Origin of the sequence: Chryseobacterium ginsenosidimutans, assembly GCF_024807225.1 — a bacterium.
Lineage (GTDB): Bacteria > Bacteroidota > Bacteroidia > Flavobacteriales > Weeksellaceae > Chryseobacterium > Chryseobacterium ginsenosidimutans.
This window is the reverse complement of record NZ_JANUCO010000001.1, coordinates 2,100,610-2,113,500: the sequence shown is the minus strand read 5'-3', so window position 1 is coordinate 2,113,500 and position 12,891 is coordinate 2,100,610. Positions and strand designations below refer to the sequence as shown.

The window sequence follows — 12,891 nt, the reverse complement described above, 5'->3', positions numbered from 1 at the left end:
TAAAAAAGTTATTTAATTTCACATTTTTTGTAATACTCAAACAACAAAGGTTTTTCGTATCCCAAACTCACTGCTTTATCCAGACTTGCACATGCTTCTTTGAGTTTTGCGGTTTCAAATAAGATTAATGCTTTGTTTACGTGAGCCTGAGCGAATTTCGGATCGATAGTGATCGCTTTGTTTACATCGGCAAGTGCTTCTTTATTTTTCTTTAATTTAAAATAAACATCTCCTCTTCCGCTGTACAAAAGAGATTCCGGCTTTTCGGAAATCAATTGATTATAATCTTTTAAAGCGCCTTCCAGATCGCCGTTATTCTTTTTAAGATTGGCTAAACCCGTTCTTGCGTAAATATTATCCGGAGCAAAAGTTAAAATCTGATTTAAATCTTTCGCAGCTAAATCTTTTTTGCCCAAATTTTCATAAACTTTAGCGCGCGTAAGATACATATCTGCATTTTCAGGTTCTAATTGAAGACCTTGATTAAGATACGTTATAGCTGCCTGTTTATTCCCTTTTTGCCCGTGAATAGAACCTAAATTGGCATAAACCGCCGCCGACATCGGATTCGCTTTCAACGCCGATTCATAAGATTTGAAAGCCATAGTTGTTTTTCCTAATCTCCTTTGGGAGGTTCCCAAATTATTATAGTATTCGGACTGTAATTTTTGAATTTTTTCAGTTTGAGCTAATTTTGAATATTGCTCTTCTGCGCATTTATAGTCTGCTTTTTGAAAACAGTCTTCAGCAATTTTTTTGTCTTGAGCATAAAAATTTAATGAAGAAAAGGCGAATGCCAGAGATAATAAAGAGTGTTTCATGAAGTTATATTTTGTTTATTGATTACTTTTTTTGCGAGTGCACCAAAAATCACTCCCAATAAAGTTCCAACAAACGCCCCCACCAAAATATCTACCGGGAAATGCACACCTAAATATATGCGGCTGTATGCTACCACTGCAGCCCATACAAATATAACATAAGGAAACCATTTAAGCTTACCTTTTAATAAAATAGTTAAATAAGTTGCTAAAAAGAAGGTATTAGAGGCATGTGCAGAATAAAAACCGAATTGACCGCCACACTTCACAACTCTCATGTGATGCTCTAATAAAGGGTCGTGACAAGGTCTTAGTCTTTCAACACCATGCTTGAAAATACTTGCCACCTGATCTGAAACCGTAACACCGATCGCAACAAATATCAAAATAAAAACTAAAGATCTTAGTTTATAATTTTTATATAGAAAATAACAGAAAATAATATAAAGCGGAACCCAGATCCAGGTACTGGAAATCAATATCCAAAACTGATCGAAAGGCGTATCTCCCAAGTTATTGAGAAACAAAAACAGCTTCCTGTCTTCCTGAATAATCTCCTCCATCTTATCTGCTTACAGGTCCCTGATACGTTTCGTCTTCAGAAGGTTTTGGTGCGGAAGGCTCATCTGCCGGTTTAGATTCTATCAACATATCTTTCTCGATATCTTTCATAGGATTAAAATCTTTTGCGGCATCTTTTACTTTTTCAATCTCACGTTTGATCTCAGAAATAGGGTTATCTGTTTCTTTCATGATTTCCGTTTTGATGTCTTCCACCGCTCCACGCATTTTTCTTACACCTGCGCCTAAGTCACGTGCAATCTGAGGAAGTTTATCCGGTCCGAATAATACAACGATCGCCACTGCGATCAATGCCATTTCTCCAATGCTTAATTCCATTTTGTAAAATTACGAAAGATATATGAAACTGTATATGAAATATTGATTTTTAATAAAATATTAAGTTTTAAATTAATTGGGTGTTTCTTAAGGATTAAAAAGAATCATAAGCTCAATATGACACTTATTAAAATACTTTTAGAAATTTAGAGACTTTTTAAATTTTATATTATAAATTTTGTAACCTGTTTGAAAATCTATTTTTTTGAAAGTGAAAGTTTTTACATTGAAAGACTTAAGATCTTTTCAAACAGAATCTATTATTCTTTTTAACGCAAAGATTATATTTACATCCCACATTATTTTTAGAAGGCAAAGGCAAATGAAATTTGCTTCGCGAAGCTTGAAAACAACGCTTCATCAAATCAACTTGTTGATTCATCTTTGCTTACCTACTATTAAATACTATTGAATTAAAACTTTGCGTCAAAAAATGAGCAGTGATTTTTAAAAGTTTGAATCAAATGTAAACAGCTCTTATTTTAAACAAAAAGAACAAACCAAAAATATGATCTGTCATTTTATTATTCTAAATTTTTTCTTTTTTAATTCCTTTTTTTGAAAATTCAAATAGGTAATCACCACACTTACAGACATTAAAATAAACGCTAAAAAGAATGGCGCCCCGGGAAATCTGAAACTCGTATTCTTCTCACTGAAATGATAAAATAAATTTGCCATCAAAGGAGGTCCTATTGTCGCTGTGATACTCATTAAACCTGTTAATGCACCCTGCAATTCGCCCTGTTCATTTGCCGCAACTCCTTTTGTAATCACCGATTGAAGTGAGGGTCCGCAAATTCCGCCCAGACAATACGGAACAAGAATCGCAAACATCATCCAACCTTCTGTGGCAAACGAAAACAACAACATCCCGATTGCATACATCGCAAGACCGATATAGATACTTTTATGTTCACCCAACTTTGGCGCTGTCCATCTAATCAGAACTCCCTGAACCAATGCAACCAGCAATCCTACGACTCCCAATGATATTCCTACCGTAACGGACGTCCATTTAAATTCTGCCATTGTAAAATAGCTCCAGTTTGACTGAACGGCGTGACCTGCAATATATACCAAAAACAATGTTACTACCAATCCTGAAAGCTCGGGATGTTTAAACAAAAATTTAAATGAACCGATGGGATTGGCTCTTTTCCAATCAAACTCTCTTCTTTTATCTTTATCAAGACTTTCCGGAAGGATAAAATATCCGTACATAAAATTTAAAAGACATAAAACTGCAGCCGCATAAAACGGTACTCTTGGACCAAAATGCCCCAAAACTCCTCCCAACAAAGGACCAATGATAAATCCTAATCCAAAAGCAGCTCCGATCATCCCAAAATTCTTCGAGCGATCGCTGTCTGTAGAAATATCAGCAATATAAGCACTTGCAGTGGTAAAACTGGCTCCTGTAATTCCTGCAATCACTCTTCCTACAAATAAAAGCCAGATAGTTGGTGCTAAAGCAAGAAAAATATAATCTACGGCAAAACCGAAAAGAGAAATCAAAATAATTGGTCGACGACCATATTTGTCGCTTAAATTTCCTATTACTGGAGAAAATACAAACTGCGTAAAAGCATAGGCAAAACCAAGCCAGCCTCCATATTTAGCGGCTTCATTAACGCTGCCATGAATGAGTTCTTCAATAAGCTTCGGGATTACAGGAATAATAATTCCCAATCCTATCACGTCTATTAAAAGAGTGATAAATATAAAACCAATAGCCGCTTTTTTCCTCGAGTTTTCCATAGTGATGCAAAAATAATCAAATCGGGAAAAATAATCATTCTAAATAGTGGTAATTAGTTGATGGTTGATAGTTGATGGTTGTTGGTTGTTGGTTGTTAGCTTATGGCTGTAAAGTTTTTAAATTTTTAAACATAAAAAGAGCCTTTCAAAATTGAAAGGCTCTTTTTCTTATTTATTGTAGTATAAATTATTTTGAAGCAAGAACTTCTTTGTTGGAAGTTGTTTTACCATGTACTTCATCTTCTTTCCCTGTTTTCAGGAAGTCATAGGCAATAGCCGATGCGACGAAGATTGATGAATACGTACCGAATCCGATACCTATTAACATCGCAAACATGAATCCTCTTAAGTTATCTCCACCGAAAATGAAGATCGCTAAAATTACCATAATTGTAGTAAATGACGTGTTGAACGTTCTACCCAATGTACTGGAAATAGAGTCATCAAATAATCCTGCTAATGTTAATGATTTCTTCTCTCTTAAATACTCTCTAATTCTGTCGAAGATAATTACCGTGTCATTGATCGAGTAACCTAATACCGTCAAGATCGCAGCAACGAAATCCTGGTTGATTTCCATGTTGAACGGCATGAATTTGTGAAGCAATGAATACGCTCCCAAAATAATAACCGCATCGTGGAACAACGCTGCAACAGCACCAAGAGAGAACTGCCATTTTCTAAATCTGATTAAGATATAGATAAAGATACCTCCTAAAGCTGCAACTACAGCAAGAATACCGTGAGTTTTGATATCGTCTGCAACAGTAGGTCCTACTTTTTCAGAAGAAATGATTCCTACGTGACCTTTTTCAGGAGCTTTGAAATCTCTTACTGTGGTGTTTGCAGGAAGACTTGTTTTTAAACCTTCGTATAATTTCTGCTCAACAGTCTGGTCAGCTTGCAGAGATTCGTCATCGATAAGGTAATCTGTTGAGATTTTCAATTGGCTGTCGTTTCCGAAAGTTTTAGCTTCAACAGAAGAGTTTTTACCGTCTTCAGTTTTGAAAATTGTCACCAATTTACCTTCGATATCTTCAGCATTAACTGCTTTATCAAATCTTACTACATAATTTCTACCTCCTGTAAAATCGATACCGTATTTGAATCCGTTGATTGCAATAGATGCAATAGAAATTACCGTAAGAACAGCAGAAATGATGTAAGCATATTTTCTTTTTCCGATAAAATCGATCCAAGTATTTCTGAAAAGATTTTTCGTAGCAGCCGTCCAAACAGAAAGGTGTTTTCCTTTGTTTAATCTAGAGAAAATCATCGCTCTTGAAATCAATACCGAAGTAAAGAACGTCATCAAGATACCTATTCCCAACGTTAATGCGAAACCTTTAATTGGTCCTGTTCCGAAAAGGAAAAGTACTCCCGCCGTTAATAACGTCGTTAAGTGACCATCCACAATCGCACTTAAGGCATGTTTGAAACCATCTTTATAAGCTTCTAAAATACTTTTTCCTGCAAATAATTCTTCCTTGGTTTCTTTCGTAAATAATTACGTTTGTATCTACCGCCATCGCCATTGTAAGAACGATACCCGCGATACCAGGAAGGGTAAGAGTGGCATCAACAGAATCCATAATTCCGAAGATGTAGAATAAGTTGATAATCATCGCGATTACAGCGTACACACCTGCACCACCGTAATAGAAAATGATATAAACGATAATTAGTAAGAATGCGATACCGAATGACATTACCCCTGCATCAATAGACTCTTGTCCTAATGAAGGTCCTACAACAGTAGCCTGAACCACTTTTGCACCTGCAGGTAATTTACCAGCACCTAAAACGTCTACCAATTCTTTAGCTTCTTCCTGAGAGAAGTTACCAGAGATTTGAGTTCTACCGTTAGGAATTGCATTTACAACGTTCGGAGCAGTATACACTCTTCCGTCCAATGTTACCGCAACGGGCTTACCAACGTTTTTCTCAGTTAAAGTTTTCCATTCTTTAGCACCTTTAGAATCCATCTGCATGTCTACTACTACTCTGCTCAACTCATCATAGCTGATATTAGCAGTTTCAACAGCACCGTCTACAGGAGCTTTTTGGTTGATGTTACCTCTGATTGCATACAATACTAAACTTTCAGCATCGGTAGCTTCAGGCTTGTAACCCCACATGAATTGGGTATATTTAATGTTAGACGGGCGTAAAGACTGACCTACTTTGCTGTTCAAGATCTTGTTTACAGCAGCAGTATCAGAAAGTTTTACATTCGCAACACCGTTTGTTCTTAATTTGTCAATGTGTAAAAGATTCATGAAGTTTACGTTCTTCGCAACTCCCATAGAATCACCTTTTACAGCAACCATAGACGTTAAAGTCTGGAAATAGGGTGCCATTTCAGGAACTTGTTGTACTTCCCAGAATTGAAGTTTTGCAGAAGTCTGAAGCATTTTCTTCACCTTATCGATGTCCTTCATACCCGGCATTTCCACAGAAATTCTTGCAGTACCCGGTACTCTCTGAACGTTTGGCTGCACAGCACCCATTTTATCGATTCTGGTTCTGATCACCTCAAAAGCTGTTCCTACAGATGCATCGATTTTTCTTTTAACAATACTTTTCACCTGATCATCAGGAGTGTTGTATTTCACCTCTGTAAGTGTAGTGTTTCCGAAAAGTTCCGGATCTGCCAACTTAAGGTTTGTACCTTTAGCACTGTTAATCGCTTCGAATTGCACGAAGAAATTGTCGATGTAAGATTTTGTAGAATTCTTCTGAACTTCATCGGTTTTGTTTAAAGCCTCGATAAGAATCGGGTTTGTAGAATAATTTGTTAAATCATTCACCAAGTCTCTCTGGTTGATCTCCAAAAGAACGTTGATCCCTCCTTTCAAGTCAAGACCAAGTTTCATTTCCTTGTCTTTGGCTTTAGTGTAATAAAGTTTTGTGAATCCTAGATTCAGTGTATCCTTAGAAAGTTTTGCAATTTCTTTCTGATACTTCTCCGGATTGTCTCCTGCAATAGCAGTTGCCTGCTTTTCAATTTTGCTGGCGTACCATGTTGGTAATAGCTCGTTTAAGCAAATCAACCCTAGTACAATAGCAACAATTGTAATAAGTCCTTTTCCTTGCATTTTGTTATAACTACGTTAAATTAAGTCGGCAAATATAATCATTTTATTGAATTTTATGAATTATTAACAACAGAAATCGTTTATTTTCAGATATATCGGTCATCTTATTTTTATTTAAGATTTAATAATTTTTTGATGATATCGTAATGAATATTTCAAATCTTGATTGGTATGAAATTTTCATTCAGTTTAAGACACTAAATATCAAAATATTATGAAAAAACTACTTTTTTGCGCAAGTATTTTTTCTTCCTTCATTATGAATGCCCAAAGCATTAATCTGGAAGAATTTGCTACAGGATTTACCGCCCCTGTCGAAATTGTAAATGTGAATGACAGCAGAATGTTCGTCGTTCAACAAAACGGAATCATTAAAATCGTACAACCCAATGGAACAGTAAACTCTACTAATTTTTTAAACATCGGCTCAAAAATCACTTACGGTGGCGAAAGAGGACTTTTAGGTCTTGCTTTTCACCCACAATACTCTACAAACGGGTATTTTTTTGTGTATTACAACGACTTAGACGGTGACATCACTGTGGCAAGATACACTGTAAGCTCAAATCCCGATGTTGCTGATGCGACCACTGAAAAAATTATTTTAAATCAGGCAAAACCGTTTGATAATCACAATGGTGGAAGCATTCACTTTGCTCCGGATGGTTATTTGTGGGTTGTTACAGGTGACGGTGGAAGCAGCGGCGATCCGAACAATAATGCCCAAAACAAAAATTCCCTTTTGGGGAAATTATTAAGACTTGACATCAATTCTACCGGACCTTACAATATTCCTCCGGGAAATCCTTTTGTGGGAGTCGACGGAGCCGATGAAGTCTGGGCTTACGGATTGAGAAACGCCTGGAAATTTAATTTTGATACCACTTCCGGAAATGTGATGATCGCAGATGTTGGACAAGGACAGATTGAAGAAATCAACAGAATGCCTTTAACACAGGCGGGAATCAACTACGGATGGCGATGTTATGAAGGAAACAATACTTACAACACGTCAGGTTGTGCCGCACAAGCTACCATGACTTTCCCGATTGCAGCCTATAATCATTCAGGAGGAAAATGCTCGATTACAGGAGGTTATATTTACAGAGGCACCCAATTTCCTGTTTTACAGGGAAGATATATTTTCGCAGATTATTGTTCTACCCAAATCGGAAGTTTGAATCCCGATGATTCAATCACTTGGACTTCAGCGTTTTCGGGGAATAATTTTTCAACATTCGGAGTGAATAATCTAAACGAATTATTTGTTGCAGCAGTCAATAACGGCAAAATTTTCAAAGTGACAACAACGACGTTGGGAACTCAGGAAAATGATCTTTCCGTTCAAATAAAAGTATATCCAAATCCGGCTTCAAAAAAAGTTTTTATTGAAGGTTTAAAAGACAAAAACGTTACTGTTGACATCATCAATTTTGAAGGTAGAAAGGTTTTAACACAAGCAAAAATCGGAAACGATAACAGCGTTGATATTTCGGGAATTCCTGCAGGAGCTTATTTTATCACCCTAAATTCAGGTGATCTTAAAGCGTACAGCAAAAAATTAATTATTAAATAAAATATATTTTCAAACAGTTTTTTAAGCCTCAGTCATTTTTGATTGGGGCTTTTTCAAAAAGTATAAAATTAAGAATAGCGGTACAATTATTATTAATCTCGCAATGAAAGAAAATCTTTCAACCTCATTATCAAACAGATTATTTGGAATTAAAGCAATCAATAAAAACGAAATAATAAAAAATATAATTTCTAAAGTTGATAATTTTCTCTCTTCTTCTTTTTTTATAGTAAATTTCGAACTCAATATCCAAAAACCTAAAAATAAAATCATAAAAGGGAAAGACCAGATTCTGTAGGTATCATAAGCGACTGCATGAAGCAATAATGGCACAAATGAAACGATCGCCAATAAAAGAAACAACTGAAAATTTTGTTTTAATTTAAATTCTTTAAAAATCATCCATAACGAAAAAAGAATTGGAATTCCATATAATATCGTTCCTTTGGAAATGAACAATCTTTGGATAAAACTTCCGCTTTCTTCTTTAAAATAATAACTGAAACTTTTTGTATAAGCAGAAGATACGGAATCTGCTACTTTTTCGGAAATAAAAGGAATTTGCTTTAAATAATTAAAAATCGTAGAAAAATAATTTTCACCATTGATTTCCTGATACGCAGAAACTGAAATCGTTGCCAGAAAAGGTAATACTAAAAACGAACTCAGGCTCTTTAAAAAATTCACCGAAAAAACACTTTTAAATGAAAATTTTTCGCTTGGAATTTCGGTAATAATCAAAGCAAAACAACTTATAGGCATCATCAGAAAAAAAGAAATTTCATGAATGAAAATGCTGATCGTAACAATAATTGACGATAAAAATATCTTCTTTTTTTTAATTAAATAAATAACCAAAATCGTCATTAAAAAGACAACATGATCCATATATCCAATCAAGTGTGCAGAAAATATAATGTATTGTGACAAGAAAAAGATCAGAAAAAATAATATCCTATAAAAACTGTTTTCTTGTTTAAAAATTTCCTTGATCGCAATTTTGAAAATCAGAATATATAACAGAGACAATATTCCTGCAGAAAGAATTAAAATAGAAAATTCATTTTTCTGAAAAAGCCAGCCAAAAATTTCTCCGGCAAGTCCTCTTTTGATAAATCCAAATCTGTAATCGAGCATCCAATGTGCTTCCGACCAATCATTGGGAAACCTTATCGTTTTTAAAACACTAAAAATCAGCGCATACAGATAAAGTACAATCAAAAGAACTTTCCTGCTCATAGATTAGATCGTCATTGAGAAAATTCTCGTTTCCGGTTTATTTCTCATCATTCGAAGATCGAAAACCATCGCTACATTTCTTGTAAATGCTCTTCCTTTTTCTGTAATTTTTATTTGGTGATCGTGGATTTCTACCAATTCGTCTTTTTCCATTTCTTTCAGCATTTCGAATGCGTTTTCCAGTTCAGGGAAAGAATTATTAACGTCAAAAGTAGTTTCCAACTGACACATTAAATTCAGAATATGTCTTCTTACCGTAAGATCTTCATCATTTAAAATATGACCTTTTACCACAGGAATTTCGCCTTCTTCAACCATTTTCTGGTACTCTTCCACTGTTTTTATATTTTGTGCAAAAGCATACCAAGAATCTGAAATTGCAGACATCCCCAAACCAACCATCAATTGGGTTTTGCTTGAAGTGTAGCCCATGAAATTTCTGTGTAATTTTTTTTGAATTAAAGATTGGTACAAATCATCATGCTCCAGAGAAAAATGATCCATTCCAACTTCGATATATCCTAAATCTTCCAATAATTTTTTACCATCTTCATACAAACGGCGCTTTTCTTCACCACTTGGAAGGTCATTTTCATCAAAACCTCTTTGTCCTACCCCTTTTACCCACGGAACGTGAGCGTAAGAATAAAACGCCAAACGATCAGGTTTTAATTCCATTGTTTTGCGGATGGTATTTTCCATCGCTTCCCAACTTTGGTGCGGAAGTCCGAAAACCAAATCATGACTGATTCCTCTGTAACCAATCTCTTTTGCCCATTCCGTCACTTCTTTTACCTTTTCAAAAGGCTGAATTCTATTGATCGCTTTCTGAACTTTCGGATCGTAATCCTGAACTCCAAAACTCACTCTTCTGAACCCTAAATCATACAAAGTCTGAAGATGTTCTCTGGATGTATTATTTGGATGCCCTTCAAAAGAAAATTCCTGATGATCTGCAATTTCAACTGTTTCAAAAATTCCTTCCAATAAAGTTTTTAAATTTTTCGGAGAAAAGAACGTCGGAGTTCCTCCCCCTAAGTGAAGTTCTTTCAATTTCGGCTTTTCATCAAATAACTGAAGATACAACTGCCATTCTTTCAACACACTTTCCAGATACGGAATTTCTACGCTGTGTTGTTTCGTAATACGCTTATGACACGCGCAAAACGTACACAACGCTTCGCAAAAAGGCAGGTGAATATAGATAGAAATTCCTTCCTCTCCATTCGTCTCCTTAAAAGTCCTGATCACACTCTGCTTCCACAATTCTGGAGAAAAAGAACTTTCGTCCCAATAAGGAACTGTAGGATAAGAAGTGTAACGAGGTCCTGGAATATTATATTTATCTATTAAAGAATTCATTTTCGTTTTAAATTTTAAGTATGAACTTCTCAATTAAAATTCATAATGCAAAATTAAATATATCTTATGGATTTTGAATCATGAAATATATTAGGGTCTTTTTTCGAAATTTATAATGAGTCTAAATACCTCTTCCGCAAATTTTTGCCCCAAATCGATGTAACCCGCACTGTTATAATGCCACGGATCATTGCCATAACCGTAATTTTTAGTTGAACGGACAATCGCTGCACTTTTATCATTCTTCACAAATTTCTCCTGTGCATACTGTACCAACTCACCCATTTTCCAAACCCGACCCGACGGATCTTTTCCTGAATCTGAAATTTTTCCGATCACAACAGGAAGATCATCCGATAATAAAGTCGCTCTCATCTGATTCATTAAAGTTTTCAAATGATCGTAATAGGTATTGGCAATTTCTTCGGTATAGCTTGCATCGCCTTCTCCCTGCATCCAAAGAATTCCGGAAGGAACGAGGGTATCTTTTTTTCCGTCTTTGTCGATATCTGTTTCTGATAACGCATTTTTTACGGTTTTTAAAAAATTGTCATACTGATTCAATCCGTTTGCTCCGTTGAAATCAGAATCCCAACAACCGAAATTTCCTCTCGCCACACTGTCGATGGAAGTTCCTTCTCTCGCATATTTTATCAGCGCAATTTTATCGTTGGGGAAAAGTTCTTTCATTTTTTTAGCAAAAGACATTTCCAAACCGAATCTGTCTGAAAGCGTATTTGTTTTTCCGTCGGTTTTAAAACCTGTTCCGTTTCCGGGTTTCAGAACGTCCCATTTTCCTGTTCCGCCGTTCAAATCTCCGTCCGGAACAGAATTTCCCTGAAAAATATAAACATCTTTCATACTTTTCAAATCATCCGGAAGGTCTTTATTATACCCGAAACCATTCATATTGGATTGCCCCGCAAGAATGAAAACACGAATCTTCTGAGTATAAAATAAAGCCGGAATTAAGAAAAGAAAAAATATTTTCAGGTTTTTCATATGGAAAATTTAGACAAAATTAACTTGAAGAAAATTTTAATTGATCTTATTCGGAATGATAAGTTCTATGATGAGGATTTAAAATTTCAACTTCATTAGAGAAATCCTATCTTTTCCTGCAAAAACAACAGTATTTTCATTAACCCATTCACAAACAAAAAATCCTCTCTCCTCGGAAATCTTTGTCCAAGTTTTCCCAAAATCTGAGGAATAACTGATGTGTTGATCTCCTACAGAAATCATTTCTTTTCCCTTAGAATTCGGCTTAATTTTTACGCAAGTTGTATATCCCGCGTTTTGTCCGGAAGCCTGAATCTGCCAAGTTTCACCCCCGTCATTCGTGGTTGCGATATTGTTGATGTTTGCATCCTGTTTGGTATAATCTCCTCCAACAGCAACCCCGAATTTATCATCTAAAAAATCAATAGAATACATTCCTTGCGAAGATTCTCCTTGGATAAAAGGTGTATTGAAAATCTCAAATTTATTAGTCTTAAAATTTAACCTTAAAATTCTTGAAGATTTCCCTCCGGTTGCAACCCACAAATATTTTTTTGATGAAGCAATATTTGTATTGCTTGCTGCAAATGCGGCTTCACCTTCATTTAATTTTATATTATTTGAAAAAAAGCTCCATTCCCCATTTTTGTACATTGTTAATTTTAGTCTATTATCATCGGTATCACTAAATGCAAAAGCCAATTTATTATTAACAAAATGAAAGGCGTCATAAAATGCAGCTTTACTCACGTCAGAAAAACCATTTTGGTACTTTAAACTTTTTTTATCAATTGTAAAAAAATGAGCAGGACTTTCAATATTCACAGCATAAAAAGAATTTTCATCTTGTGCTAATGTCCGAAACTGAAGTTTTTCATCAGATAATTTAATCTGTTTCTGATTTTTAGAATTTTTTAAATCAACAAAACCAAACTTAGAGTCTGTTCCGCTGTACCAGACTTTATTATCGTAGATTTCGAGAGCTCTTATACTTATCTTATCATTAAATATGGTTTCAAGGCTTTCGATCTTCTGAGAAAAGGAAAATATCCCTAAGAAGGAAAATAAAAGTGGTAACATCTTTTTCATACTGACAAAAATAAAAAATCCACAGACCTCTCTGTGGATTTTT

Annotated in this window: 9 protein-coding genes and 1 pseudogene; 1 reads left to right on the top strand and 9 read right to left on the bottom strand. The window is 35.1% G+C overall.

Features of this window, described 5'->3' with window-relative positions; all coding sequences use genetic code 11:
- Positions 1-8 precede the first annotated feature (8 nt).
- From J3D55_RS10040 to secD, 5 genes and pseudogenes are all read right to left on the bottom strand, one after another.
- Positions 9-821: a tetratricopeptide repeat protein gene (locus J3D55_RS10040; protein ID WP_259130763.1), complete on the bottom strand. Its 813-nt coding sequence runs from the start codon at positions 819-821 to the stop codon at positions 9-11.
- A complete protein-coding gene (locus J3D55_RS10035; RefSeq protein ID WP_259130762.1) occupies positions 818-1,384 on the bottom strand; it encodes a phosphatase PAP2 family protein in 567 nt (188 codons plus the stop codon). Before J3D55_RS10035 ends, J3D55_RS10040 begins: the two co-directional genes overlap by 4 nt.
- A gap of 1 nt (position 1,385) precedes the next feature.
- Positions 1,386-1,721, bottom strand: a complete 336-nt coding sequence (locus tag J3D55_RS10030) for a Sec-independent protein translocase subunit TatA/TatB (protein WP_259130761.1) — start codon at positions 1,719-1,721, stop codon at positions 1,386-1,388.
- 516 nt (positions 1,722-2,237) lie between these two features.
- Positions 2,238-3,482, bottom strand: coding sequence for a TCR/Tet family MFS transporter (locus J3D55_RS10025; RefSeq protein WP_259130759.1), 1,245 nt, complete (start codon positions 3,480-3,482; stop codon positions 2,238-2,240).
- Positions 3,483-3,669: 187 nt separating this feature from the next.
- Positions 3,670-6,580, bottom strand: a pseudogene (secD, locus tag J3D55_RS10020) (protein translocase subunit SecD).
- 214 nt (positions 6,581-6,794) lie between these two features.
- Here secD and J3D55_RS10015 point away from each other — a divergent pair.
- Positions 6,795-8,156 (top strand): PQQ-dependent sugar dehydrogenase, encoded by a 1,362-nt coding sequence (locus J3D55_RS10015; protein ID WP_259130758.1) that lies wholly within the window; start codon positions 6,795-6,797, stop codon positions 8,154-8,156.
- Between the two features lie 21 nt (positions 8,157-8,177).
- Here the strand turns inward: J3D55_RS10015 and J3D55_RS10010 are convergent, their stop codons facing one another.
- From J3D55_RS10010 to J3D55_RS09995, 4 genes are all read right to left on the bottom strand, one after another.
- On the bottom strand, positions 8,178-9,395 hold the full coding sequence (locus tag J3D55_RS10010; protein WP_259130757.1) for a hypothetical protein: 1,218 nt from the start codon (positions 9,393-9,395) through the stop codon (positions 8,178-8,180).
- A gap of 3 nt (positions 9,396-9,398) precedes the next feature.
- Positions 9,399-10,757 (bottom strand): oxygen-independent coproporphyrinogen III oxidase, encoded by a 1,359-nt coding sequence (hemN, locus tag J3D55_RS10005; RefSeq protein ID WP_259130756.1) that lies wholly within the window; start codon positions 10,755-10,757, stop codon positions 9,399-9,401.
- Between the two features lie 90 nt (positions 10,758-10,847).
- A complete protein-coding gene (locus J3D55_RS10000; RefSeq protein ID WP_259130754.1) occupies positions 10,848-11,759 on the bottom strand; it encodes a sialate O-acetylesterase in 912 nt (303 codons plus the stop codon).
- 78 nt (positions 11,760-11,837) lie between these two features.
- Positions 11,838-12,839, bottom strand: a complete 1,002-nt coding sequence (locus J3D55_RS09995) for a WD40/YVTN/BNR-like repeat-containing protein (protein WP_259130753.1) — start codon at positions 12,837-12,839, stop codon at positions 11,838-11,840.
- Positions 12,840-12,891 lie beyond the last annotated feature (52 nt).

Bases quoted from the DNA above. Each gene is read 5' to 3' on its own strand.
- J3D55_RS10040 (WP_259130763.1), bottom strand. From the start codon at position 821: ATGAAACACTCTTTATTATCTCTGGCATTCGCCTTTTCTTCATTAAAT.
- J3D55_RS10035 (WP_259130762.1), bottom strand. From the start codon at position 1,384: ATGGAGGAGATTATTCAGGAAGACAGGAAGCTGTTTTTGTTTCTCAAT.
- J3D55_RS10030 (WP_259130761.1), bottom strand. From the start codon at position 1,721: ATGGAATTAAGCATTGGAGAAATGGCATTGATCGCAGTGGCGATCGTT.
- J3D55_RS10025 (WP_259130759.1), bottom strand. From the start codon at position 3,482: ATGGAAAACTCGAGGAAAAAAGCGGCTATTGGTTTTATATTTATCACT.
- J3D55_RS10015 (WP_259130758.1), top strand. From the start codon at position 6,795: ATGAAAAAACTACTTTTTTGCGCAAGTATTTTTTCTTCCTTCATTATG.
- J3D55_RS10010 (WP_259130757.1), bottom strand. From the start codon at position 9,395: ATGAGCAGGAAAGTTCTTTTGATTGTACTTTATCTGTATGCGCTGATT.
- hemN (WP_259130756.1), bottom strand. From the start codon at position 10,757: ATGAATTCTTTAATAGATAAATATAATATTCCAGGACCTCGTTACACT.
- J3D55_RS10000 (WP_259130754.1), bottom strand. From the start codon at position 11,759: ATGAAAAACCTGAAAATATTTTTTCTTTTCTTAATTCCGGCTTTATTT.
- J3D55_RS09995 (WP_259130753.1), bottom strand. From the start codon at position 12,839: ATGTTACCACTTTTATTTTCCTTCTTAGGGATATTTTCCTTTTCTCAG.